Source organism: Massilia timonae (assembly GCF_001866515.1).
Taxonomy (GTDB): Bacteria; Pseudomonadota; Gammaproteobacteria; order Burkholderiales; family Burkholderiaceae_D; genus Telluria; species Telluria timonae.
On record NZ_JRYB01000001.1, the window covers coordinates 564,248 to 590,008 of the forward strand.

Sequence of the window (25,761 nt, forward strand, 5' to 3'; positions counted from 1 at the left end):
CCCGCCCGGTGCGGGGATTTTTTTTAGAACGTCAGCTGCACCGTGATCGTATCGCGGTAGTTGCCCGGCGTCGGCGCGCGCTGGCGCGGCACCAGGCCGTGCATCATGACGCTCTGCGTCGCGCCGGTCCCGGTGCCGGTGTACACCACGGTGCCGCCGGTGCCGTCGCCCCAGATCGCGCCGTCCGGCGTGGACGAGATCCGGTAGCCCAGGGTTTCACCGGTCAGGCTGTTCTTCATGGTGCGCGCCGCCGGGTTGCCGGACTGGCCGCCGTTCATCGAGATCTGGTAGCTGCTGTTGGCGGTGCAGGTCACGCTCAGGGGCGCGCTGGCGCGCCGCTCGCTCAAGGGGCTGCCCGCGCCGAACACCAGGTTGCTGGCGCTGATCAGGCAGTTGTTGGTCACGGTGGCGCGCGCCTGGAAGGCGAAGGATTCGGTGGCGCCGGCGGTGCACGACTTGCCGGCCCCGAACGAATACTGCAGCGTGCCGTGGCCGGCGAAACTGGCCGTGTACAGGGTGTCGGTATTGCCCGAGGTGCCGACCCCGGCCAGGCTGGACGCCGGGATGCGGCCATAGATCGTCACGCTCTGGGTCACCCCGCCCAGCGACAGCAGGCCGACCATGGTACCGGTGATCGGCTTGGCGCCGATGGTGCTGGTGTTGCTGCCCCACAGCGATGCCGCCGAATAGGAAGGATCGGCATACAGGTTGAAGCCGAGGCGCCGCGAACCGCTGGTCATGTAGCGCGGATCGCCCGTGCCGCCGCCGCTGCCCGGCCCCAGGTTGACGCAGACGTTGGCGGCCGGCAGCAGCAGCGCCGACTGGCCCAGCAGCAAGGTCCAGTAGCAGGTCACGTTCAGGGTGCCGCGCGCCGTGTAGTCGGTGTTGGCGATCGGGCTGACCACGCCGAAGTCGATGTCGGTCATGGTGACGGTACAGTTATCGGCGCGCGCGCCGGGAATGGCCAGCAGCCACAGCAGCGCTGCTGCGCACAGTGCGCGCAGCAGCCGGACATTCATGGTCGTCATCTTCATCATGGTCGTTTTCCTTGCACGGGCTGGCACACCAGCGGTCCGATGGTCGGCAACTCGCCCTCCAGCGGCTTGTAGTCGAAACGCACTTCGCAGGCATCCGCCCCGGTCCCGACCGTCACCCGGTTCGAGGCGCGCAATCCTTCCACGAACAGCACGCCATCGTAACCGACGACCGCGCCGGCCGCGCCGCGGGCCCCGGCGCCTTCGAGCCGTGCGGGAGTGCCGACTTCCGGCGGCCGGCCGTCGGGCTTGAGCACCATCAGCGTCGCCGCCGCATAGCGTTCGATCTCGAAGCGCGCCACCACGCCGGCGTACTCGCGCGGCACCACGTCCTGGCTGCTGCCGGCGATGCGGGTGTCGGGCGGCAGCGACGATGGATCGATCGCGATCCGGTTGGCGGCATATGGCTGCAGGTCGGGCACCAGCAGCCGGCCCTTGCTGTCGGTGCGGCCGATCACGCGGTTATCTTGCAACACCGGCAGGTCCGGCGCGCCGGCCGAGACCAGCGCGAAGCCGTTGCCGACCTGGCGCGCGGCGACCAGCGCGCCATCCATCGCCACCAGCGCGCCGCTGACGTCCAGGCTGGTATTGCTGCCGCCATTCACGTGTTGCGTGGAGATGGCGGCGCGGCCGTGCGAGCCGAGGTACTGGACCTGCGCCTGGTGATAGCGCTGGGCGCCGGCCATGCCGGACTGCAGCGCCCAGCCCAGGCCGCCCTCGAAGTCCGGCGCGCGTCCCAGCGACACCGTGGCCGCCGTGTCGCCGCGCTGGCGGCCGGCGTTGGTGTTGAACGAGATGCGCGAATCGAAGGCCATGCTGAAGGTGAACGTGATGCCGCGGTCGGCGCGCTGCTTCAGGTCCTGGAAGGCGCTGACGCTCAGGTTGCCGCGCCGCCCCACGCTGCGCGACCAGGCCAGCGACACGTTGCGCGTGACGCCCGGCGTCTCTTCGACCGGGCCGATCGGGGTGCCGCCGCCGGCGCCGGGTCCCAGCGGGTCCGGCGCCAGGCCCAGGCCGTTCTCGGACGGCAGGCGCAGCTGGATCAGGCTCACGCTCAGGCCATTGCCGCGGTACGAGGTGCTGAGCGTGGCGCGGTCGGTGGCGCGCGGCACCGGCACGCCCTCGAGCACGCCCAGGTCGCCATAGTCGCGGCTGGCGCGCACCGACTGCACGTCGAAGGCGAAGCGCGGCGACACGTATTGATAGCCGAGGCTGGCCTGGCCGCCGCGATGGCGGCCGCCGCTCGCGGCCAGCGCGGCGCTGAACACGCCCGCGTCCGGGATGCGTTTCAACACCCCGGCGCCGGCCAGCACCAGGCCGCTGCCGGCCTCGGCATGCCCCTCGAGCGTCATGCTGTCGCTCCAGCCGTGGCGCCAGGACGCCAGCGCCGCCGCGCTGCCGTAGCGGAAGGAATGCAGCCCGTAGTCGCGTCGCAGCGCGCCGACCGAGACCGCGAAATCGCTCAGGCCGCGCGCCAGCAGGCGGGTGTCGACGTACAGCGGCAAGGTGGTGGCGACTTCGCGCCCGAGGGCGTCGCGGGTGACCACGGTGGCCTGGCCGGCGCCGTTCAGGCCCGTCACCTGGTCGACCACGAAGGGGCCGGTGGGCACGGCGGCGCTGAACTGGCGCACCCCGTTCACGTACAGGTCGACGCTGCTGGGCACCACGGCCGAGCCGGCGACCGAGGCCACCGGATAGGTCACGAGGTCGGGCCGCAATTCGAAATTACGGCGCCATTCGATGCCGCCCAGGCGCATGGCGCGGGTCCAGCTGAGCGCCGGCGCGACGGTGTCGCCCACCTGCCAGGTCGAGAGATTGTCCTGCGACGAGCGCACCCAGCTGGTGTCGTAACGGGTATACCCCTGCCCCGGGCCGCGCAGGATGGCGGCGCCGGTGCTGTTCAGCGTTCCATGGCGGTCGAAATAACGCAGGTCGAGGGTGCCGGCCAGCGCGCGCGAGCTGCTCTGGCCGAACAGGTTGTAGTTGAGCAGCATGCCGCGGCTGGCCTGGGCGGGTCCGGCCTGGCGCACCGTGCGCGCGCTCAGCACGCGCTGCTCGCGCAGGGCATCGGTCAGGGTCAGGGCCAAGGCCTGCTTCGCGGGGTCGTAGGCCCAGCGCATGCCGCTTACCTCGTCCAGCGAAAAATCGCTGCGCCCGGCCACGCCGAAGCGGGCCGGGTCCAGGCCCAGTTCGCGCAGGGACTCGACCGTCATGCGCAAGGTGGAGCCGAGCTGGATGACGGGCACGATCTGGCCGGTGGGCTGGCCGTCGATGCTGGTGTCGAGGAAGAGTTCGACCGCTTGCCCGGCCGCCGCGGATGCGGACGCAGGCGCTGACTGGGCCACCTCGGCCACTTGCGCCACCGCGGCGGCGATCGGCGTCAGGCTCAGGGCCAGCAGGCACGACGAATGCAGCGCCCGCCATGGCCGGCGGCTGATCAACATTGCTGCACGAGGACTCAGTCCCTGGCGACGGCGGCGCTGGCGGACTGGGGCCGGGTATTCACCGTGGCCTGGATCCCCAGGGACGCCGGCATGCGGGCCGCGACGTCGGGCGGCAAAGCCCATTCGCGGGCGCGGCCCGGCAATGCATAGCCCAGCAAGCCCTTGGAGAGTTCCACGTCGCGCTCGCCGATGCGCACGCTGGTGGCGCCGATCTGGGCGTGCAGGGTGCCGGCGTTGAAGGCGCGCAGGTGCCAGGCGCCACCGCGCTGGAAGGTGCTCCATTCGAGCTTGGGCGCGGCCTGGCCGTCGGCCGGCAGCACGAAGGCCGGCACCGAATACTGGAGGCGGATCGCGACGTTGCCCTGCTGGCTGTCGCCACGCGGGAGTTCGTCGATGAGGATGCGGTAGGTCTGTTCGGCGGCGCCGGCGGCGGCCGCGCCCTGCGCACCCGGGCGGCGCACCAGGCGAATGGTCTGGGTGCTGTTGGGGGCGACTTCGATCACCGGCGGGCTGGCCACCAGCTGGGTGGTCGGGGTCAGGTCGTCGACGCCGTTACGCTGGTCCCATGCGTACACCCTCACCTGGCCGTACAGGGGCGTATCGCCATTGTTCTGGAGCTGGATGCCGGCCGCGTTCTGGCCCGGCTGGAAGCTGATCGAGACCGGCGAAATCTGCAGGTTGGCGCCATGCGCCAGCTGGCCGGCCGCCAGGACCATGGACAAGGCTGTAAAGCGGGCCGCAGCGATTGCGGCGCAGCGAAGACTCCGCATGCACACTCCAGTTTAGAAATACACGGATGCCGTGATCGACGATTTGTAGTTGTCCGGCGTCGGCGCATTCTGCACCGGGATCTCGCCGTACACGGTCAAGGTCTGCTTGTCGCCGTTTCCAGTTCCGGCGAGCGTGTCGGTGCCCTGGGTGTTACCCCACAGGCCCGCGCCCGGCGCACGGTACAGGTTGAACTTCACGGTGTCGGTATTGGTGCCGCTGCTGCCCGACAGGTAACGCGTCGTGCCGCTCGAACCGGCGCCGGTGCCGGCATCCAGGCCCACATTGTAAGGCGTAGTGTTGGTGCATGTCACAGTCAAGTTCGATTGACCGTTCTTGGCCGTGGTGATCAGGCCGGTCTGGCCGAAATCGAGGCTGGTCGCGGTGACGGTGCAGTCGGCAACGACGCTCATCGTCACGTCGAATTTCGCGGTGGCCGGGCTGGCGGCGGACACGCTGGTGAAAGGCATGACGGCAGCCAGGACAGCAGCCAATACGCGGTTACGGTTCGAGGTCGACATCATTTTCTTTTCTCCAGGTGTTGAGGGCGCGATCACCATGACGCACACGAAATTGCTCAACTCGGAAAATATGATACCTCGTTTCCGTACGGAATCAAATGCTTTTCATCACTTTTGCTGACTATTTCAATTTTGCTGGTTTTATGCAACAGCGTGGTGAAATTGCTACACCGACCTCACTCTTCCGGCGTGGCCCAGGAACGCGCATGCGCGACCGCCCGCGCCCAGCGCGCCAGCAGTTCGGCGCGGCGGCCGGCGTCCATGCCTGGCGTGTAGCGGCGCTCGACCTGCCATTGCGCCTCGATCGCCTCCAGCGATTCCCAGTAGCCGCAGGCCAGGCCGGCCAGGTAGGCCGCGCCCAGGGCCGTGGTTTCGGTGACGCGCGGACGCACCACCTCGACGCCGAGCAGGTCGGCCTGGAATTGCATCAGCAAGTCGTTGCGGGCGGCGCCGCCGTCGGCGCGCAGCTCGGTGACGGCGCAGGCGGCGTCCTTCTGCATGGCCGCCAGCAGCCCGGCGCTCTGGTAGGCGATGGCCTCGACCGCGGCGCGCGCGATGTGGGCGGCGCCCGTGCCGCGCGTCATGCCGAGAATGGTGCCGCGCGCATACGGATCCCAGTGCGGCGCGCCGAGGCCGGTGAAGGCCGGCACCAGCATCACGCCGCCGCTGTCGGGCACGCTGGTGGCGAGGGCCTCCACCTCGTGCGACTGGCGGATGATGCCCAGGCCGTCGCGCAGCCATTGCACGGTGGCGCCGCCCATGAAGACGCTGCCCTCGAGCAGGTAGTCGGTGCGGCCCGCGACCGTCCAGCCGACCGTCGCCAACAGGCGCTTGTGCGAGACCGGCGCGGAATCACCTGCATGCATCAGCATGAAACAGCCGGTGCCGTAGGTATTCTTGACCAGGCCCTTGCGGTGGCAGGCCTGGCCGAAGGTGGCGGCCTGCTGGTCGCCGGCGATGCCGGCGATCGGGATCGCGTGGCCGAACCACTCCTCGGCGGCCAGCCCGACGACGCCGGCGCTGGGAACGACCTCGGGCAGCAGCGCGCGCGGAATGTCGAACAGCGCCAGCAAGTCGTCGTCCCAGGCCAGCGCATGGATGTTGAACAGCATCGTGCGCGCGGCATTGCTGGTATCGGTGACGTGGCGGCCACACAGGCGCCAGACCAGCCAGCTGTCGACGGTGCCGAAGGCCAGCTCGCCCTTCTCGGCCCGGCTGCGCGCGCCAGGAACATGGTTCAGCAGCCATTGCAATTTGGTGGCGGAAAAATAGGCGTCGAGCTCGAGGCCCGAGCGTTGCTGGATGAAGGCGGCCTTGCCCGCCTCGCGCAGGCGGTCGCAGGCGCCGGCGGTACGCCGGTCCTGCCACACGATGGCGTTGGCCACCGGCTCGCCGCTAACGCGGTCCCACAGGAGCGTGGTCTCGCGCTGGTTGGCGATGCCGATCGCGGCGAGCTGCGCGGCCTGGATGCCGGCTTGCGCCAATGCTTCGCGCGCGCAGGCGAGCTGGCTGTGCCAGATGTCGAGCGGGTCGTGCTCGACCCAGCCGGGCTGGGGAAAATATTGGGGGTACTCTCGCTGGCAGCTAGCCACCGGCAGGCCGGCGCGGTCGAACAGGATGGCGCGCGAGCTGGTCGTGCCCTGGTCGAGGGCAAGGATGTATTGGGTCAAAGGCGTCTCCGGACTCTGGCCGGCGCGGAACGCCAGGGCAAAGCGGTCCGGGACGACCGTCAACAAGGCGCGTGGATCACGCGCCTCGGGGAATTATAAGTAAAGCAGGCCGATAGGCCGGATTCTGTGTAACGCCACCTTGCGGCGGCGCATGGACAGCCATTCCTCTAGGCGCTGGATTACTCCAGCGCTCAAGCTTCCTACCCGCACGCTCCGCGAGCAACATCAACGCGTGCCTATTTGGAATTGCTCCAGGTGGAGGTTACCGCGTTTCACCGTAACTGAATACGCTCGTCTCTGTGGCCCTATTCCTCGCCTTATACCGCTGGCTTGCGCCAGACGACTTTCAGCGGACGGCCGTTAACCGTCACCCCGCTCTGTGGAGTCCGGACCTTCCTCCCGTCCACGACCTTGCGGCGTGGACCAGCGACTGTCTGGCCTGCTTCACGGGCGGTATTGTACTCGCTCGCCGCTGTCGGTAGGGGCCTGCAGCACAGATTAAGTCCTCTCCCCTGAAGCGGGAGAGGTTCTTCCGCTCAATTCAAGGCTATCTTGTCAACGTTTAAAGCAAACAACTCTTCGATCAGCTTTGTGATGTTGGCTCGCACTGCACCCTCGTTTGCGATTCGCAAACGCTCTGTGCCAGCAAATGCAGCACTGAACGAAGCGGTATACGGGACGCTGATACGGCGGGTCAGGATTTCCTTGCCAGTCGTTCGCTCGATCACGGAGTACATTACGCCAACAGTGACAGTCATATCAAACCCTGCCATTGGCTGATCTACGCGCTCCAAATGCGCTATTAGCAGGTACTTCCCTGCCTGCTTACCGTTTGCTAGCAGGCCTGCATCACGCAGTGATCCCTCCAAAGCTTGCTCGAATTCACTATTGCCAACATTCGATACCCACATTGGGTTCGTTTCTTTTCCGCCGGTTACATCCTTTACAGCAACATTTGAACGAAGTGGCGTCTGTCCGATTCGCTGTTGCGGCGTTGCGTGGGCGGTCATCTGATCAATACGTGCCGGGGCGGCGCAACCAGTGAGCAGGAGTGTCAAGACGAGCGGTGCGGCAATGACGACGTTTTTCAAGTTGTCTGTTCTCATCAGAGTCCCGTTTGAGTAGAAGTAACAACCGGGGAGTTGCCAGGCGCTGCAACGGCACCTGAGCATTTTTTCAGGATCGCAGCCTGATGGCTGGCATCGTATTCGCCGCGCAGTCTTGCATAGTCAGCTTCTTGCTGCTTCGTCCCGCCCAATGCGAACAACGTAGGCCAGAACAGAACAATACCCACTCCTGCAATGGCTTTATCATTCGATGCTGCCTCGTCCAAGCGTCCACCCAGTTGAACGACACGAGACTGGATTCTTTGTATCTCACTGCTCAGCTGTTCACAGTCATAGGCTTGGTATTGCATTGGCGAAACGTATGCGACCGGGACATCCTTAGAGGCAGTTGCGCATCCGGTCAACGTCATACACGCTGCCAAAGTTATTGCTATGGTCTTTTTCATACGAAGATTCCCTAGTAAATATTATATTTTTTGGCAACATAAATTGCCTCAGTAAATATAAATACTGGAAAACATCAGTGTCAATCTGAAAACATAAATTTCCTAATTGCTATTCTGTATGCATATCCACGTCGCATTCCAGCAACTAATAGCGCTAAAAGAAATCTGAAATTTAGTGTCGCCATTTCAAAAGCCGACACGGGCGTGCTCACATAGAATGCCGAAGATGCCAAAACCTCAAGGATGACCTCTCCATGACCCACCCTTCCCGCACCGGCGGCCAGCTCCTGGTCGATGCGCTCCACGTCCACGGCGTCGACACCGCCTTCGGCGTCCCCGGCGAAAGCTACCTGGACGTGCTCGATGCGCTGCACGACTCGAACATCCGCTTCGTGATCAACCGCCAGGAAGGGGGCGCGGCATTCATGGCCGAGGCCTACGGCAAGATGACGGGCAAACCCGGCATCTGCTTCGTCACCCGCGGTCCCGGCGCCACCAACGCCTCGATCGGCGTGCACACCGCCTATCAAGACTCCACCCCGATGATCCTGTTCATCGGCCAGGTCGGCAACGACTTCGTCGACCGCGAAGCCTTCCAGGAAATCGACTATCGCCGCATGTATGGCCAGATGGCGAAATGGGTGGCCCAGATCGATCGCGCCGACCGCATCCCCGAATATCTGGCGCGCGCCTTCCAGGTGGCCACCAGCGGCCGTCCCGGCCCGGTGGTGCTGGCGCTGCCGGAAGACATGCTGGTGTCGACGGCAGAAGTAGCCAATACCCGTCCCTACCAGCCGTCGCACGGCGCCCCAACGGGCGAGCAGATCGCCCGCCTGCGCGCCATGCTGCAAGACGCCCGGCGTCCGATCGTGCTGCTGGGCGGCGGCACCTGGAACGCGCAGGCCTGCGCCGACCTGGCCCGCTTCGCCGAAGCAAACCGCTTGCCGGTAGGCTGCACCTTCCGCTTCCAGGACCTGCTCGACAACGCGCACCCGAACTACGCCGGCGACGTCGGCATCGGCATCAACCCCAAGCTGGCCGCGCGCGTCAAAGAGGCCGACCTGGTGATCGCCATCGGCCCGCGCCTGGGCGAGATGACGACCGGCGGCTACACGCTGCTCGATGCGCCGGTGCCGCGCCAGCGCCTGGTCCACATCCACCCGGACCCGGAAGAACTGGGCAGCGTCTACCAGGGCGAACTCATGATCGCCAGCGGCATGCCGCAAGCCTGCGCCATGCTGGCCGCGATGGAGCCGGTCGACGCCACCGCCTGGCAGGACAGCGTGGCCGAGGCCAAGGCCGAACTGGCCGCCTGGCAGGCGCAGCCGGCGCTGCTCAAGGAAGGCGCGCCGCTCGACCTGTGGCAGGTGGTGCAGGACTTGATGGATCAACTGCCGCGCGACGCCATCATCACCAACGGCGCCGGCAACTACGCCTCGTGGGCGCACCGCTTCTATCGCTACAGCGGCATGCGCACCCAGCTGGCGCCGACCAATGGCGCGATGGGTTATGCCGTGCCGGCCGGCGTGGCCGCCAAGATCGTGTGGCCGGAGCGCGCCGTGGTGACCTTCGCCGGCGACGGCGAATTCATGATGACGGGCCAGGAACTGGCGACCGCCGTCCAGTACGGCGCCGGCGTGGTGATCCTGGTGTTCAACAATAATATGTTCGGCACCATCCGCATGCACCAGGAGCGCACCTACCCGGGCCGCGTGTCGGGCACCGGCCTGCACAATCCGGACTTCGCCGCGCTGGCGCGCGCCTACGGCGGCCATGGCGAAGTCGTCGACAAGACCGGGGATTTCGCGCCGGCGCTGCGGCGCGCGCTGGAGCATGCGGAACAGCACCGGCTGCCGGCCGTGATCGAGCTGCGCTACGACGGTAACCTGATCACCCCGAACGCCACCCTGGAGACGATCCGCCGGCAGGCGGAAAGCGCCAGGGCTGGCCGCTAGGCCGGCACGGCCGACGGCGCGGCGTCCAGGCGCCGGCGCCAGAACGCGTGGCCGGGCCAGCGGGTTTCCATCCGATACCACGCGTCCAGGTGGCGGCGGTAGGCGAGGTCGATGCGGGCGGTCTCGCCGCCGTAGTCCTCCAGCGCGCCGGCCTCTCCTTCCAGATACCGGTGCGCCGCCTCGGCGCCGGCGAGCCCGGTGTACAGGGCATTGAACAGGCCCTGGGACGACAAGGGGTCGAAGGCGAGCGCGGCGTCGCCGACCGCAAGCCAGCCATCGCCCCAGGGACGATCCAGCGCGGCGCCGTGGGCGGCGCAAAAGCCGTGTCCGTCCTCGGGATCGAAGCGCGCACCGGCCAGGCTGGCGCGCAGCGCCGGCGTGCGCGCCAGCCTGGCCAGCAGGGCCGGGCCGGTATGCGCGCAACGCGCCGCCGGGAGGTCGGCATCGGTGTAGAAGGCCAGCAGGCGTCTCTGTTCAGGCAACGACGCCGTGTACCACCAGCCGTCCTCCTCGGCGTGCAGCTCGCTGGCGCCGGTCGCGGCGCCGTCGCGGCCGAACAGCCAGCCGCAGACCAGTTTGCCCCGCGCCTGGCGCCGCGCGCCGACGTGGCGCGCCAGCACCCCATCCCTGCCGCTCGCGTCGACCACCAGGCCGGCCCTGACCTGCAAGGGTTGGCCATGGCGCCGCACCTCGAGCTGCCAGCGCGCTCCCCCGTCGTCGATGCGGCGCAGCCCGGCCAGGCGCGTCCCGGCCAGCAGGGCGGCGCCGCGCGTGCGCGCCACGTCGGCCAGCCAGGCATCGAAGCGCGCGCGGTCCAGGTGCCAGCCCGGCCCATCGAGATTGCGCAAGGCATCCTGCTCCACCAGGACGGACGAGCCCCAGCAGGAGCGCGTCACGTGACAGGCGGCGTGCCCCTGCGCCAGGAAGTCGCGCTCGAGACGCATGTCGCGCAGCAGCCGGCCGGCGGCGGCCGGCAGCGCCTCGCCCACGCGGCGCGGCGCCGGGCCGCCCTTGTCGAGCACCAGCACCCGCCTGAAGGGCGCCAGGTTGAGCGCCAGCGCGCACCCGGCCGGCCCGGCGCCCAGCACGACGACGTCGGCATCGATGACGTCGTCGAGCGCGTCCCAGGCCGGCATCAGCCCGGCAGCCCGTGCGGGAAGCGCCGCACCTTCTCGATGGTGCCCGGCTCGGGCTCGCGCCGCTGCGCGCTGCCGCGGGCGCCGATGCGCAGCCCCGGCTGCGCCGCATCGTGCGACCGGTGGGCGTCGGGCGCCGCCATGTCCTTGATCTTCGGATGCTGGTCCTCGACCTCGATCAGCGCCGGGAAGTGCGCGCGGTCGGACGGCCCCGGATGCGACTCGACCACGCCGAGCTTGTCGAAGTGACGGATCATGTTGTTGATCTTGTCCGTGTAGCTCGTGTTCGCGTCGCCCAGCGGGTCGCTCCAGCCCGCGCGGTCGGCGAAGGCGGCGAGCCGCTCGCCCAGCGGCTTGCGCTCGTCCATGACGATCCTGTAGTTCTCCTTGGTGAGCACCTCGTTGGGCACGCGCGCCGGCCAGAAGGTCGGAATATACGGGTCGTACTCCGGCACGTAGCCCGACTTGCAGCTGGCCGTGTCCGTATGCCAGGGCACCGCCATCCAGCGCGTGATGCCGCCCGGCTGCTGGCCGGCGAAGGGGCCGTCGGTGATCTGCATCGCTTCCGGGGTCAGGACCTGCGCCGGCTGCGGCGCGATCCAGCCGTCCAGGGCGTGGGCGAAGCGGAACGGTTCCATGTACATGCTCGGCTGGCGCGTGACCCAGGTCATTTCGCAGCCGGGGTGGAAGGCGTCGGCCAGCGCGAATTCGAGCGCCGCCCGCGTCAGCGTATCGCCCTGCTCGGCCAGCGGCACCTCGTCCAGGCTGGCCGGCCAGTGGCGCTCGGGGTCGTAGTCCTCGATGAAGTCGCCCGCCGCCCACTGCGCCAGCATCTGCATCTGCGTGCCCGACAGCGAGGCGTTCTGGCGCGGCGTGGCGGCCGGCGGCACGTTCATCGCGTCGCCGTACAGCCAGGGCCAGGGCTTGGGCGAGGCGCCGTCGACGGCGTCGTCGCGGAACTGGTTCGCGACCAGGTGCCGCAGTTCGGCGCTGGCGCCGCCGCCATCGGACAGGCGCGCGAGCGCTTCGGCGCTGGTGAGGTCGTTCGCGCCCTTCCAGCCGAATCCCGACGCGAAGCCGGCATTGACCCACTGCAGCCCGGCCATCCGCTCGAAGATCGGCAGGATGTCGAAGGTGAAACTGGGCCGCCTGGGCCGCGGCAGCATGCCGGCGTTGATGGCCACGTCGCGCATCAGGTCCCACATGGTGCGCACCGACTGCCGCTGCGGGCCGTAGTTCGGCGGCGCCACGACCACCCACGCCGGCACGACGTTCAGGCGCATGCCCTGGTATTCCACGTCGGCGCTCACCGGACCGTCGGCGACGTCGTCATGCCAGGCCTCGTTGTTGGCGAAGGTGACCGCGCGGCTGCCGTCGTACGAGGCGGCGGCGCCGTGCCCGCCCAGCACGATCAGGCGTCCCTGGTCGTCGGTGAAGATCTCGCCCAGGTAGACCGGCTTGTCCATGAAGCGGCCGTCGTCGAAGCGGCGCGGGGCGGCGTCGCGTCCCGTCACCGTGCGCGCCGCCGGCGTGATCGCCAGCCTGTCGCGCTCGGCGACGCCGGGATTGCGCAGCGTCGTCGGCGGCGCCCAGGCGGCTTCGGGAATGTCCAGCGCCAGCTGGAAGCCGTACCAGGCCGACTTGGTATTGGCCAGCTGGACCTTCCACTCGATCTTCGCGTCGTCCGGCGTCAGTTCGCGCACGATATGGCCCTTGGCGTTGACGCCGTAGACGCGAAAGCGCACCGCCTGGCGCTTGAGCTTGTGATGCGCGTCGCGATAGAAGCCGGGCGGCTGGGCCGGCGGATTGCGCACTTCCGGGCCCAGGAACCACCCGTCCTCGCTCGACCCCACGCGCGCGATGCCGATCGCCGGATGGATCACCGCCTGGACGATGCAGGTGTCGGCGTCGGGCGCCGGCCGGCCCGCCGAGAAAGGACAGCTCGCGCGCGGCTGGCGCGGCTCTTCCTGCGGCTGGCCGTTGGCCTCGCGCCGCGCGTGCGCGCTGGCCGCGTAGGCGATCTTGCGCGCTTCGGCGATCGAGCCGACCGGCGTCTGCTCCGGCGGCACGCGCCAGATGTTGAAGGACAGCGCGTCGCCATATTCGGCCTGGCCGCGGGTGCAGATGTCCTGCTGCGGCAGGATCAGGGTCGCCACCTGCACGAACGGGCTGGTCTTTTCGCTCCATTCGACCGTCGCCTGGTCGAGCGGCATGTTGTCGGGGTCGGTGCGGCGCTGGACCATGAAGCGGAACCGGTATTCGCGCCGCGCCAGGCGGCGCGCCATGTCGGTGCCCAGGTAATCGTTGCCGCTCCCGGCGATCCGGTCGGACTCGGTTTCCGGCTCCAGCCGGTACTTGACGAACTGCTCGCCCGCCCTGAACGGCAGGATCGCCCAGTAGGTGGCCGTCAGCACGCTCGACTCGACCTTCGCCATGCGGTCGAACAGACGGGACATGCGCTCATGCTTGGCCAGGTAGCCGTCGTCGTCCTTGGCGATCACGCTCGCATAGGTGAAATCGAGCATCTCCGCGCAATCGTCGGCGAAGAACACCGGGAAGTTCTGCATGATGAAGTCGGCGGTATCGCCCTCCTCGCCCAGCCCGTTCGGGCCGGCGACGCCGAACAGCTTGATGCCGACGCCGACCGTCGAACGCAGGTCGGGATCGGTGGGCTTGATGTCGCTCGAAAAACGCATCCATGCGTCCAGCCGCGCATGGCGGAACACGCCGACCTTCAGGTCGGCCGGAATCGACGGCAAGACTTCCAGCCGGCCGCTGGCCACGCCATGCTGCTTGCGGAACACCGCGCGCCGCGCGGGTCCGGGGTCGTTCTCGATGTGCCGCTTCTGGGAAACGTCGACGAACAGTTCGGTCAGGCGTTGCGCGGATTGGTCCGGCTGCGTGAAACAGGGAGGCGCTGCGTCGTTCGGTTTGGTCATGGCGGAATCCAATAGGGGTTGCAGGGCATCGCATCGGTGGCGATGGTGGTCCGGCTGGTGAGACGACCGCGGTGCTGCATTGGAACGGGTGCTGGACTGCGAAGCGGACGAGGTGTTCGTGCCCTGTCGAGAGGGCAATTTATTGCGAAAAAATACTACTTCAGTATTTTTCGAAAATCTACTCGTAGTTTTCATCTTTACCGGTTCTTGTATGCGCCCGCGCAACGATCGAGCGGCATCCGATGCGCCGCAGCGACACCGGGCATGCCGCCCGCATGAACGATTGGATTCCGGCAAGGCTTCAGCGAGGCGATACTTGGCGTGCAAGCGCGGTGTCGCTCGCGTGCAATGCAAGACCGTATTGCTGCTCTGGTAAAATATTCGCTAGTTTTTTCATCGCCGGCCACGCCGGCGTCCGCACGCAGTCCCGCCACCAGACACTATGTTTAGCTTCTTCAAAAGAAAAAAAGCGCCTGACACACCGGCGCCGGAACCGGTCGTGCCGGCCGCGCCGCCTGCGCCCGCCCCCGCTCCCGCCCCCGCTTCGGCCCCGGCGCCCATCGCCGCGCCCCCGATCGCCGCCGAAGCCAGCGTCCTGCACGAAGGCGCCAACCTGTTCCCCGAAACCGCCGAACGCCCGACCACCGAGGCCGAGAAGAAGACCTCGTGGATGGCGCGCCTGAAGGCCGGCCTGTCCAAGACCTCGAGCAACCTGTCGCTGCTGTTCGTCGGCGCCCGCATCGACGAAGACCTGTACGAGGAACTCGAGGCGGCGCTGCTGATGTCGGACGCCGGCATGGACGCCACCGAGCACCTGCTGGGCGAATTGCGGCGCAAGGTCAAGGAAGACAAGCTGCTGGACGCCGCCGCCGTCAAGGCCGCGCTCAAGGCGCTGATGATCGAGCTGCTGCAACCGTTGCAGAAGCCGCTGGAGCTGGGCCGCCACGAACCGCTGGTGATGATGATCTCGGGCGTCAACGGCGCCGGCAAGACCACCACCATCGGCAAGCTGGCCAAGCATATGCAGAGCTTCGACCAGTCGGTGCTGCTGGCCGCCGGCGACACCTTCCGCGCCGCCGCACGCGAGCAATTGATGGTCTGGGGCCAGCGCAACAACGTCACCGTGATCTCGCAGCAGTCGGGCGATCCGGCCGCCGTCGCCTTCGACGCGGTGCAGTCGGGCAAGGCGCGCGGCACCGACGTCGTCATGATCGACACCGCCGGCCGCCTGCCGACCCAGCTGCACCTGATGGAAGAACTGAAAAAGATCAAGCGCGTGATCGGCAAGGGCATGGACGGCGCGCCGCACGAGACCCTGCTCGTCATCGACGGCAATACCGGCCAGAACGCGCTGGCCCAGGTGAAGGCCTTCGACGACGCCCTGCAGCTCACGGGCCTGGTCGTGACCAAGCTGGACGGCACCGCCAAGGGCGGCGTGCTGGCGGCGATCGCCCGCACCCGTCCGATCCCCGTGTACTTCATCGGCGTCGGCGAGAAGCTGGAAGACCTGCAGCCGTTCAACGCCGAAGAATTCGTCGAAGCGCTGCTCGGCTGACGGAACGGGACCCATGATCGCATTCCAGTCGGTATCCAAACAGTACACCCACGGCGATGCGCGCGGCGCCTATGCGCTGCACGACGTCTCGCTCGACATCGCCAAGGGCGAGCTGGTCTACCTGGCCGGCCCTTCCGGCGCCGGCAAGTCGACCCTCATGAAGATGGTGGCGGCGGTCGAGCGCCCCAGCAGCGGCAAGGTGATCGTCAACGGCCAGGACATCGGCCGCATCAAGCCGGCCGGGATTCCCTTCCTGCGCCGGAATATCGGCATCGTCTTCCAGCAGCAGCGCCTGCTCAACGACCGCAACATCCTGGCCAACACCATGCTGCCCCTCCTCGTCACGGGCGCCCGCACCGCGGACGCCGCGCAGCGCGCCCGCGCCGCGCTCGACCGGGTCGGCCTGCTCGACCGCGCCAAGGCGATGCCGCTCGAACTGTCGGGCGGCGAACAGCAGCGGGTGGCGGTCGCGCGCGCGATCGTCAACCGGCCGCAGATCATCCTGGCCGACGAGCCGACCGCCAATCTCGACCGCGTGGCGGCCGACAAGGTGCTCGACGCGCTGCGCGCCTTCCACGCCGCCGGCGTCACCTGCGTCATTTCGACCCACGACGAGCAGGTGCTGGCAGGCAGCACGCGAGTGATCCGCCTCGAGCAGGGCCAGCTGGTCGGAGGTGCGGCATGAGCCCGTGGCTGCGCCAGCACCGCTTCGCCCTCGGGGCCGCGCTGTCGACGGTGCGCAAGTCGCCCGGCAGCTTCCTGTTCAACGTGCTGGTGGTCGCGCTCGCGCTGACCCTGCCGTTCGCGGGCATCACCCTGCTCGACAATGTGCGTCCGCTGTCCGAGCAATTGTCGGTCGATCCCGAGATCAGCCTGTTCATGCGCGACGACGCCAGCCGCGCCGATGCCGAAGCGCTGGCGCCGCGGATCCGCCAGATCGTCGCGCCGCAGGGTGGACAAGGGGCGGAAATCGCTTTCGTGCCGCGCGAGCAGGCGCTCGCTTCGCTCAAGGAGCGTAGCGGCCTGGGCGACGTGCTGGAAACCCTGGGCGATAACCCCTTGCCCGACAGCTACGTAATGAAGCTGGAAGGCTTCGCCAGCGCCGGCGCCGCCGCCCAGGTGGACCTGATTACCGAGCGCCTGGGCGAACTGCCGGGCGTGGCGACGGTGCAGGTCGACTCAAGCTGGGTCAAGCGCCTGGCCGCGATGCTGGCGATCCTGCGCCTGGCGCTGCTGCTGCTGGCGGCCACCCTGGGCATCGTCGTGATCGCGGTCGTGTTCAATACGATCCGCCTGCAGGTGCTGACCCAGAAAGAAGAAATCTCGGTCTCGACACTGCTGGGCGCGACCAACGATTTCATCCACCGTCCGTTCTTCTACACCGGCGCCCTGCTCGGCCTGTGCGCCGGCGCGGTGGCGCTGGGCGCGGTGACCCTGGCCCTGCGCCCGCTGAACGGCGCGATCGGTGAGTTCGCCCGGCTGTACGGCTCGAATTTCCAGCTGATGCCGCTGGGTGGACTCGAAATCGCCGGCCTGCTGGCGATCAGCGCCGCGCTGGGCCTGGTCGGCGCCCTGCTGTCGGTGCGGCGTCACCTGGCGCGGCAGCGTTGAACGCGGTCCTACAAAGTTGCAGTGAAAAAAACTGTCGAGATGGTATTGAAAACGCGATCAGCGTCACCATCTGGTGTAGCAGGGCTAGGCGGCCCTCCTGTGTGGCTGCCTGCCCCTTTACCGGACAAGACCGCGTCGCATGACACCGCAATGAATCCTACGGCCTAGCTGCCATCCCCTACGCTTCCACGCGCATAAGTCCTACAGGCTGCGCCGTGGGTACGTGCGCCATTCAACAGAATACGTGCCGCTACGGCCGTAATCTGTGTCTAACGTTATTCCAGTCATTCCTGGCTTACTTTTGAGCCGAATCAACTGGACAAGCAATACCTGCTCTACAGTGGAACCGTCGGCAATTCGATTCCCGAGAGCAATACTTTGAACAATCTTAAGCGCCGGGACCACTTCTAGCACTCACCTCGGGGGAGTGCTAATATATGGTCCAAGGCAATCGAAATTCAAGTCACGCATTCAGGTAACAAGCCGTAACAGCAGTGCCGCAAGGCAATAAGTTATGGCACATTGAGGATGCAGCAAGATTACTACGAGGGAAATGAATATGTCCGCACAATCCGCATTGGTTCCGACCGGCAGTCGTGCTCTGGGACTGGGTTTCACCGGCAATCTGGGCAATATCGACGCCTATATCTCGGCCGTCAACCGCCTGCCGATGCTCACGCACGAAGAAGAGGTATCGCTGGCAAAGCGGCTGCGCGACGACCACGATCTCGACGCCGCGCAAAAGCTGGTGCTGTCGCACCTGCGCCTGGTGGTATCGATCGCGCGCGGCTACCTGGGCTATGGCCTGCCGCACGCCGACCTGATCCAGGAAGGCAATATCGGCCTGATGAAGGCGGTCAAGCGCTTCGACCCGAACCAGGGCGTGCGCCTGGTGTCGTACGCCATGCACTGGATCAAGGCCGAGATGCATGAATACATCCTCAAGAACTGGCGCCTGGTGAAGGTCGCCACGACCAAGGCCCAGCGCAAGCTGTTCTTCAACCTGCGCAGCAACAAGACCGGCCTGGACGCGATGTCGCCGGGCCAGGTCGACGACCTCGCCAAGCTGCTGGGTGTCAAGCGCGAAGAAGTGATCGAGATGGAAACCCGTCTGTCGGGCCGCGACATCGCGCTGGAGTCGCCGACCGACGACGAAGACGACAAGTTCTCGCCGATCGCCTACCTGTCGTCGGACCAGCAGGAACCGACCAAGGTGCTCGAGGCCGAGCAGGTCACCCGCCTGCAGTCCGAAGGCCTGGAAACGGCGCTGGGCAAGCTCGATCCGCGTTCGCGCCGCATCATCGAGGCGCGCTGGCTGGCCAACGACGACGGCTCGGGCGCCACGCTGCATACGCTGGCCGAAGAGTTCAGCGTGTCGGCCGAGCGCATCCGCCAGATCGAATCGGCCGCGCTCAAGAAGATGAAAGGCGCGCTGGCGGCTTACGTGTAAGCCGGCCCTGCCCCATCACGAACCCCGCTGCGGCGGGGTTTTTCTTTGGCGCTGTCAGTCCCGCACTCACAGCGCCCGGTAGCGGAAATCGCCGAGCGTCACCGCGCCGGCGCCGGCGCAATAGACGCCGACCTTCAGGCTCAGGAAGCCGCCGAACACATTGTGGTGGATGCCCGATACTTCCATCCGTGTCCCGTGCAGGGTCCAGGTCTTGCCGCCGTCGTGCGAGTAGCGCCAGGTGACGACGTGCTCGTCGTTCGTCATCCGCACCCGCACCGTGGAGGTCTTGCGCTTGCCCCGCGCCCAGCCCTGCTCTTCGGCGTACTGGAAGGTCTTGACCTCGTCACGCGTAAAACCGATGCCGACGAAGGCTTTCTGGCTGTAGAACAGCAGCAGGCCGGCTTCGGCCTCTCCCTCCAGGGTGAGCGTCACCTCCACCTCGTAGGCGCGGTCGCCGACGCCGCAGGTCAGCGGCCGGCTGTCGGCCGGCGACGCGCCGCGGCCGGCGATCCGCAGCCCCGTATCCGTGTAACGCGCGCGGCGCATCTCGTCCGGCGCCGGATCGTGGAAGGCCCATTGCACGCCGAGGCGGTCGCGCCTGAAATCGTCGGACAGCGCCTGGCCGGCCGGGCCGGTCTCTCCTCCCCTCGGCATCGGCAATGGCCGCGACAGGTCGCCGCCCATGGCGTGGAACCAGCCATCGTCCGTCCACTCGATCGGCTCCAGCAGCGTCTGCCGCCCCAGGGTGCGGTAGCCGTTCTCGTAGCCGTGATAGATCATCCACCAGTCGCCGGCCGGTCCCTCGACCAGGGTCGCATGGCCGCGCGACCACCACGGTTCGGCCGTGCCCAGCGAACGCACCAGCGGGTTGTGCGGGCAGTGTTCCCATGGTCCATGCACCGAGGTCGAGCGCGCCGCGATCACCATATGGCCGGTGACCGGGCCGGCGGTGCCGCCGACCGCCGTCACCAGATAGAACCATTTGCCGCGCCGCAGCAGCTTCGGCCCTTCGGGCGCGAAGTTCTCGACGATCCAGTCGGCCGGATAGCGCCAGGGTTCATAGGCCTTCTCGAGCCGGCCATCGGTGGCCAGGCCATCGTCGGCGAGCCGGATCTTGCGGATGCCGTTGACGAACAGGTAGCGCTTGCCGTCCTCGCCCACCACGTGGCCGGGATCGATGCAGTCGGCAATCCTGAGGTCGACCGGTTCGCTCCACGGCCCCTCGATGCGGTCGGCCCAGATCGCGTAGATCGACCACGGCTTGCCGTCCGGCGCGGCCGGGATATAGATGAAGTAGCGGCCATCGTGCTTGCACAGGTCGACGGCCCAGATCGTCCCCAGGGGTTTGCTCAGCGCCGGCGCGACCGGGCGCCAGTTGACCAGGTCGGTCGAATGCCAGATCACCAGGCCGGGATAGGAATAGAACGAAGAATACGTGAGGTAGTAGTCCTTGCCGTCCTTGAGCACGGTGGGGTCGGGATGGTCGCCCGCGATGATCGGGTTCAGGTAGGTGCCGTCGCCCTGGTCGGCCCGGCGCTGGCCTTCGATGCCACGGCGCCAAGCCTGCCCGCCTGCCTGGCAATCAGTCGATGCCGCCGCCGCGGGCAGCGCCGGCAGGCTGGCGCCAGCCAGCAGGATCTTGAAGGCGTCGCGACGCGAGGGTTTCGTCATGTCCTGGTCTTTCTCGTGGTGGACGGGACAGGATAGGAAATCCCGCGCGCCGAAGCCAGCGCCAGCAGCCTTTTCTCCCGGGGGGATGCGGAAAGTTGTACGAATCTTGCAGCAAGTGGCAGGCCGCCCGCCCCTTTTCGGGGCCGCGCCAACGCGTTTCTCTCCCATTGGCTAGAATGATTTCTTTGACCAGGTTCAAGGAGACCCCATGGCTGACCAAGCATCCTACGTCCCACCGAAAGTCTGGACCCCGCCCGCCTCGTCGGGCGGAACCTTCGCCAGCATCAACCGCCCGGTCGCAGGCCCGACCCACGACAAGGAACTCCCGGTCGGCCAGCATCCGCTGCAGCTGTATTCGCTGGCCACGCCAAACGGCGTGAAGGTGACGATCCTGCTGGAAGAATTGCTGGCGGCCGGCCACAGCGGCGCCGAGTACGATGCCTGGCTCATCCGCATCAACGAAGGCATGCAGTTCTCGAGCGGCTTCGTCGAGGCCAACCCCAACTCGAAGATCCCGGCCCTGGTCGACCGCAGTGGCGCCGAGCCGGTGCGCGTGTTCGAATCCGGCTCGATCCTGGTCTACCTGGCCGAGAAATTCGGCGCCTTCCTGCCGAAGGACGGCGTGGCGCGCGCCGAGACCATGAACTGGCTGTTCTGGCAGATGGGCTCGGCTCCTTTTGTCGGCGGCGGCTTCGGTCACTTCTATGCCTATGCCCCGGAAAAGCTGCAGTACCCGATCGATCGCTACGCGATGGAAACCAAGCGACAGCTCGACGTGCTCGACCGCCACCTGGCCGACAAGCGCTTCGTCGCGGGCGAGGAATACACGATCGCCGACATGGCGATCTGGCCCTGGTATGGCGGGCTGGTGCTGGGCCAGCTGTACGAGGCGGCGGAATTCCTGTCCGTGCACGAATACAGGCACGTCAAACGCTGGGCCGACGAGATCGCCGCGCGGCCGGCCGTCATCCGTGGGCGCAAGGTCAACCGCTCGTTCGGCCCCGAAGCCGACCAGGTGCACGAGCGGCACGCCGCGGCCGACCTCGACTGAGCATTACCTGAACTGCACCCGCGCGACCACCGGATGGTGGTCGGACGGATAGCGGCCGTGGAGCGAATCGCCCAGGGCCGCGTACTTGAGCACCTCGAAGTGGCGGTCGACGTAAATGTAGTCGATGCGGTCGCGGCTGGGCGCATCGAGCCGGAAGCCGTTATAGGTGCCGACCGGCCCGTAGGGCGGCGTGCGGCTGACCTGGTAGGCGTCGCGCATCGTCGTCGCCATCGCCCGCATCTGCGGGGTGTCGGGCGTCGAATTGAAGTCGCCCGTGCAGATGGCCGGCTCGCCACGGCTGATCTCGGCGATCTTGCGCAGCAACAGCTCGCTCGATGCGCGGCGGGCGACGACGCCCTCGTGGTCGAAGTGCGCCGAGAACACGTACAACACCCGGCCGCTGGCGCGTTCGCGCAGCCTGGCCCACGAGACGATGCGATGGCAGCAGGTCGCATCCCAGCCCAGCGAGGGCCGGTCGGGCGTTTCGCTGAGCCAGAAATCGCCCTTGTCCAGCAGCGCGAAGCGGCTCTTGCGGAAGAAGATGGCCGAATGCTCGCCGGCCTGTTTGCCATCGTCGCGGCCGACGCCGACGTGGTCGAATTCTTCCATCGCCGCCAGGTCGGCGACCTGGCCGGCGAGTCCCTCCTGGGTGCCGACGATGTCAAATTCGTGATGGCGGATCAGCGCCTTGACCATCTCCCTGCGCGCCGGCCAGGCGTTGGGGCCATCCTGGGGATTGTCATAGCGCAGGTTGAAGCTGGCGACGTTCATGGGTTCGCCCCGCTCGAATGCGACGGCGGGCGCGCAGGCCACGCCGATCAACATGGCGAATGCAGCGAACAGGGAGAAAACAATCTTCATGGCGTCGAGTTAAGCATAGTCGGCAGGACATGGCGACCAACAAGACCTCATGACGGCGCAGTTTATGTTCTTTTACTAAACAGCGCGGGCGGTTTGCGCGTCCAGCAGATAACGCCGCTCCATCATCGCCGCCATCTCGTCAGCCGGCACCGGACGCGCGATATAGAAACCCTGCACCTCGTTGCAATCGAGGTGGCGCAGGATCGCCAGCTGTTCCTCGGTCTCGACGCCCTCGGCCACCACCGACATGCCCAGCGCGTGCGCCATCGACACGATGGCCTGGAAGAACACCTTGCCCTCCTTCGAATTGGCCAGCTCGGTGGTGAAGGCGCGGTCGACCTTCAGCACATCCATCTTGAGGCGCTGCAGCTGCGACAGCGACGAGTAGCCGGTGCCGAAATCGTCCACATGCAGTTTCACCCCGAGCGCGCGCAGGGCCGCCAGCTCGGCCAGGATGTCGTCCTGGTCGCCCATCATCGCCGACTCGGTGATCTCGACCTCGATCAGGCTGGCCGGCACCCGGTGCTTGACCAGCGCCGCGCTCAGCTGGCGCTGCACGCCGCCGCGCAGGAACTGCTTGGGCGAGACGTTGATCGAGACCGGCACCAGCGCCACGCCGGCCTCGCGCCAGGCGGCCAGCTGGGCGCAGGCCTTGTCGATCACGGTCTCGCCGATGCGCACGATCAGCCCGGTGGCTTCGGCCAGCGGGATGAATTCGCCCGGCGCCACCATGCCCAGGGACGGATGGCGCCAGCGCACCAGCGCTTCCATGCTCAGCAATTCTCCGCTGCGCGCGTCCACGCGCGGCTGGTAGTGCAGCACGAACTGGTCGGCCTCGAGCGCTTCGAGCATGTTCTGCTTCAGGCGCGCGCGCGAGTTGAGGGTCGACGACAGCGAGGGATCGAAGAAGCGGTATTGCCCCTTGCCCTCGTTCTTGCCGACGTACATGGCGATGTCGCTGTGCCTGACCAGGGTCTCGGCATCCAGCCCGTCGCGCGGATACAGGCTGATGCCGATCGAGGAGCCCACGGCGTGCAGCTCGTCGCCGATCAGGAACGGCACGGCGAAAGCCTCGACGATGCGCGAGGCCACCGAGGCGGCCTGGCGCTCGCCGTCGCAGGGCGACAGCAGCACCACGAATTCGTCGCCGCCGAAGCGCGCCACCCCGTCGCCCGGACGCAGCAAGGACAGCAGGCGGCCGGCGGCGGCCTTCAGCAGCTGGTCGCCGGTGGCGTGGCCGTGGGTGTCGTTGACATGCTTGAACTCGTCCAGGTCGATGAACAGCAGCGCGGCGCTGGCGCCGTTGCCGGCGCCGGCTTCCTGCGCCTGGGCCAGCATGGCCGGCATGCGCTCCAAAAAGGCGTGGCGGGTGGCCAGGCCGGTCAGCGAATCTTCGTTGGCCAGGCGCTCGAGCTGGGCCTCGTGCGCCTTGCGCTCGCTGATGTCCTGCAGGGTCACCGCCAGGCCGTTGCCGACCCGTACCAGGCGCCGGCGGCCCCAGCTGATATTGAGCCGGTTATCGCTCGGCATCCTGCGGTCGTCTTCATGAAAGCCGCTGTCCATCGCCTTGCGGTAGGTGCCGAGGAGGTCCTCGCCGAACAGGCCGCTGTCGATCTCGGTCAGGCTCGACCCGACCAGTTCGTCGCGCGTCACGCCGTAGAAGAAGGCGCCGCGCTCGTTGCAGTCGACGATGCGGAAATCCGTGATCTGGCCGTCGCGCGCGCGCACCGCCGAGGCCATGTAGAAGCCGTCGTTGCCGCTCTCGGTGGCCGCGCGGTAAGCGCGCCGCACCTCGTCCTGCTCCTTGGCCCGCGCCACGGCGCGCCGCGCCAGCACCGCCCCGACCGCGCCCAGCAGCAACAGGCACAGGGTGGCGACGATGGCGCGGTCGCGGCTCTCGATCCAGTAGCCGTTGTTGGCCGCCAGCGCTTCGTGCTGCGGCAAGCCGACCAGGGCCACCAGCGGATAGGCGGTCGACTGGCGCCAGCCCAGCACGCGCGACTGGCCGTCGGCGAAGCCGCCCTCGCCCTCGACCAGGCGCACGCCCTGCTCGCCCGACCAGGCGCCGCCGCGGCGCGGCAGCGCGACCGCATCCGTGAACGACGCGCCGTTGCTGCGCTGCTCGACCCGCAACCGTCCTTCGCTACCGGCCAGCGCCACGATGCCGCCGGCGCCGATGGTGGCCGGGCTGACGAAGGACGTGAAGTAGCGGGCGTCGATCGCCATCAGCACCACACCGTCGAATTCCTCTTCCCGGGTTTCGAGGCGGCGCGTGAACAGCACCACGTCGTCGGCGCTGCCGAACTGCGTCGGCGCGGCGCCGACCCGCAAGGCGGTCGAGTTGTTGTCGCGGTGGTGGTTGAACCAGGCGCTGGGCGCCAGGTCGGCGCCGATCAGGCCGGCGCGCGTGCTGGAGCGCACGACGCCGCCGCGGTCGAGCACCGCCACCACGTGAAAGGCGCTGTCGGTGAACATGCCGTCGCGCCGCATCTCGTCGAGCAGGCCAGCCTGGCGCGAATTCTCCCAGCTGAACTTCAGCTGCATCGTGATCTGGTCCATCTGCGCCACCGAGCGCGTGATGTACTGCTCGTAGGCTTCGGCGTAGGCCGCCACGTCCTTGCGCGCCTGGCTGGCCACGCGCTCCTGCTCGGCCTCGACCCGCAACAGGGTCGCCGCCCACAACGCGCCGCATGCCAGCACGGCCAGCAGCGGCCACAGCAGGACCAGGAAGCGGTTGCCGCGTGCGGGGTCCAGATAGGGCGCCAGGTAGGGGGCGAGGCCGGGATGTCTGCTCATTGCGGGTGAAAAAAGAACAAGTTGCCGCAAGTCTAGATAGCAAACATGTCAGCGTCGTGACATGGAAACGCTTGGCGCTTCAGGTCGGCGACAGCATGTAGCCGGCGCCGCGCACGGTCTTGATCAGCGACTTGGCCCGCCCCAGCGCCTTGCGCAGGCGCAGCACGTGCACGTCCACGGTGCGCTGGTCGAGCGAGGCGTGGGCTTCCCACAGCTGCTCCAGCAGCTGGGTGCGCGTAAACACCTGGCCCGGATGGCACAGCAGGAAGCGCAGCAGCCGGTATTCAGCGTGCCTGACCTCGACCTTGTGGTTGCCGACCCGTACGCTGCAGCTGAGCGGATCGAGCACCAGGCGGCCCGAGCGCAACAGGCGCGATTCGGGCGACAGTTCGCGCGCCTGCTCGAGCGGGGCCTGGGGAATGAATTCGGGATGGGGGACGGGCGCCGGGAGGCTGGCGGGACGCTCGCCTTCCGCGCATTGCGCCGCCAGCAGGATCACCGGCTGCTCGCGCAGGCGGCGGTCGCCGCGCAGGCGCGCCAGCAGGCGCATGCCGCCTTCATTGCGCAGCATCGATTCCTGCAGCAACAGTTCCGGGCGCTCGCGCCCGATGAAGTCCCAGGCTTGCGCCAGGCTCGGCACGTCATGCCAGACCCACTCGTCCTCGTGCAGCGAGAACTTGAGCAGCTCGGCAATGGCCGGCTTGTCGTCGATCACCAGGACGATCGTGTTCGCCGTTGTCATGGGATGCCCAAAAAGAGGTTCTGCGTTGATGCGGCCCACGGTGC

At 67.4% G+C, this 25,761-nt stretch carries 19 protein-coding genes and 1 other RNA gene; 6 read left to right on the plus strand and 14 right to left on the minus strand.

Translation table 11 applies throughout. From position 1 onward, the window contains the following. Window positions 1–23: 23 nt before the first annotated feature. From LO55_RS02470 to LO55_RS25640, 8 genes are all read right to left on the minus strand, one after another. Window positions 24–1,037: a Csu type fimbrial protein gene (locus LO55_RS02470; RefSeq protein WP_071360309.1), complete on the minus strand. Its 1,014-nt coding sequence runs from the start codon at window positions 1,035–1,037 to the stop codon at window positions 24–26. Next, window positions 1,034–3,478: a fimbria/pilus outer membrane usher protein gene (locus LO55_RS02475; protein WP_071360310.1), complete on the minus strand. Its 2,445-nt coding sequence runs from the start codon at window positions 3,476–3,478 to the stop codon at window positions 1,034–1,036. Before LO55_RS02475 ends, LO55_RS02470 begins: the two co-directional genes overlap by 4 nt. Window positions 3,479–3,492: 14 nt before the next feature. Next, window positions 3,493–4,248, minus strand: a complete 756-nt coding sequence (locus LO55_RS02480) for a fimbrial biogenesis chaperone (RefSeq protein ID WP_083415125.1) — start codon at window positions 4,246–4,248, stop codon at window positions 3,493–3,495. 12 nt (window positions 4,249–4,260) lie between these two features. Continuing rightward, window positions 4,261–4,770 (minus strand): Csu type fimbrial protein, encoded by a 510-nt coding sequence (locus LO55_RS02485; RefSeq protein ID WP_071360312.1) that lies wholly within the window; start codon window positions 4,768–4,770, stop codon window positions 4,261–4,263. Between the two features lie 173 nt (window positions 4,771–4,943). Further along, complete coding sequence (gene glpK, locus LO55_RS02490) at window positions 4,944–6,437, minus strand: glycerol kinase GlpK (RefSeq protein WP_071363665.1); 1,494 nt, start codon at window positions 6,435–6,437, stop codon at window positions 4,944–4,946. A gap of 97 nt (window positions 6,438–6,534) precedes the next feature. Further along, an RNA gene (gene rnpB / locus LO55_RS02495) (RNase P RNA component class A) lies at window positions 6,535–6,883 on the minus strand. A 90-nt stretch (window positions 6,884–6,973) separates the two neighbouring features. After that, entirely contained in the window at window positions 6,974–7,528 is a 555-nt protein-coding gene (locus LO55_RS02500) for a YajG family lipoprotein (RefSeq protein WP_040777255.1), read from the minus strand. Between the two features lie 14 nt (window positions 7,529–7,542). After that, window positions 7,543–7,950 carry a hypothetical protein gene (locus tag LO55_RS25640; protein WP_083415127.1) on the minus strand — a complete coding sequence of 136 codons (408 nt, stop codon included), beginning with the start codon at window positions 7,948–7,950 and terminating at the stop codon, window positions 7,543–7,545. A 254-nt stretch (window positions 7,951–8,204) separates the two neighbouring features. Between LO55_RS25640 and LO55_RS02505 the strand changes: the two genes are divergently transcribed. Continuing rightward, complete coding sequence (locus tag LO55_RS02505; protein ID WP_071360313.1) at window positions 8,205–9,905, plus strand: thiamine pyrophosphate-binding protein; 1,701 nt, start codon at window positions 8,205–8,207, stop codon at window positions 9,903–9,905. Here the strand turns inward: LO55_RS02505 and LO55_RS02510 are convergent. Further along, window positions 9,902–11,041, minus strand: coding sequence for an FAD-dependent monooxygenase (locus tag LO55_RS02510; protein ID WP_071360314.1), 1,140 nt, complete (start codon window positions 11,039–11,041; stop codon window positions 9,902–9,904). The two genes, LO55_RS02505 and LO55_RS02510, sit on opposite strands and share 4 nt — an antisense overlap. Then, window positions 11,041–13,980, minus strand: coding sequence for a LodA/GoxA family CTQ-dependent oxidase (locus LO55_RS02515; protein WP_071360315.1), 2,940 nt, complete (start codon window positions 13,978–13,980; stop codon window positions 11,041–11,043). Before LO55_RS02515 ends, LO55_RS02510 begins: the two co-directional genes overlap by 1 nt. Before the next feature lie 442 nt (window positions 13,981–14,422). Between LO55_RS02515 and ftsY the strand changes: the two genes are divergently transcribed. From ftsY to rpoH, 4 genes are all read left to right on the plus strand, one after another. Then, window positions 14,423–15,535 (plus strand): signal recognition particle-docking protein FtsY, encoded by a 1,113-nt coding sequence (gene ftsY / locus LO55_RS02520; protein ID WP_071360316.1) that lies wholly within the window; start codon window positions 14,423–14,425, stop codon window positions 15,533–15,535. A 13-nt stretch (window positions 15,536–15,548) separates the two neighbouring features. After that, window positions 15,549–16,220, plus strand: a complete 672-nt coding sequence (locus LO55_RS02525; protein WP_071360317.1) for a cell division ATP-binding protein FtsE — start codon at window positions 15,549–15,551, stop codon at window positions 16,218–16,220. Continuing rightward, a complete protein-coding gene (gene ftsX / locus LO55_RS02530; RefSeq protein ID WP_071360318.1) occupies window positions 16,217–17,146 on the plus strand; it encodes a permease-like cell division protein FtsX in 930 nt (309 codons plus the stop codon). The genes LO55_RS02525 and ftsX overlap by 4 nt, the downstream gene beginning before the upstream one ends. A gap of 559 nt (window positions 17,147–17,705) precedes the next feature. Continuing rightward, the gene (rpoH, locus tag LO55_RS02535; RefSeq protein ID WP_005668172.1) at window positions 17,706–18,596 is read left to right on the plus strand and encodes an RNA polymerase sigma factor RpoH; all 891 of its coding nucleotides are present in this window, start codon (window positions 17,706–17,708) and stop codon (window positions 18,594–18,596) included. A 66-nt stretch (window positions 18,597–18,662) separates the two neighbouring features. Here the strand turns inward: rpoH and LO55_RS02540 are convergent, their stop codons facing one another. Continuing rightward, complete coding sequence (locus LO55_RS02540; protein ID WP_071360319.1) at window positions 18,663–20,267, minus strand: family 43 glycosylhydrolase; 1,605 nt, start codon at window positions 20,265–20,267, stop codon at window positions 18,663–18,665. A 208-nt stretch (window positions 20,268–20,475) separates the two neighbouring features. Between LO55_RS02540 and yghU the strand changes: the two genes are divergently transcribed. Continuing rightward, window positions 20,476–21,318, plus strand: coding sequence for a glutathione-dependent disulfide-bond oxidoreductase (gene yghU, locus LO55_RS02545; protein WP_071360320.1), 843 nt, complete (start codon window positions 20,476–20,478; stop codon window positions 21,316–21,318). A gap of 3 nt (window positions 21,319–21,321) precedes the next feature. Here the strand turns inward: yghU and LO55_RS02550 are convergent, their stop codons facing one another. The 3 genes from LO55_RS02550 to LO55_RS02560 form a co-directional block, all read right to left on the minus strand. Next, window positions 21,322–22,179, minus strand: a complete 858-nt coding sequence (locus LO55_RS02550) for an endonuclease/exonuclease/phosphatase family protein (protein WP_071360321.1) — start codon at window positions 22,177–22,179, stop codon at window positions 21,322–21,324. Between the two features lie 75 nt (window positions 22,180–22,254). After that, window positions 22,255–24,975: a bifunctional diguanylate cyclase/phosphodiesterase gene (locus LO55_RS02555; protein ID WP_071360322.1), complete on the minus strand. Its 2,721-nt coding sequence runs from the start codon at window positions 24,973–24,975 to the stop codon at window positions 22,255–22,257. 79 nt (window positions 24,976–25,054) lie between these two features. After that, a complete protein-coding gene (locus LO55_RS02560) occupies window positions 25,055–25,717 on the minus strand; it encodes a winged helix-turn-helix transcriptional regulator (RefSeq protein WP_071360323.1) in 663 nt (220 codons plus the stop codon). Window positions 25,718–25,761 lie beyond the last annotated feature (44 nt).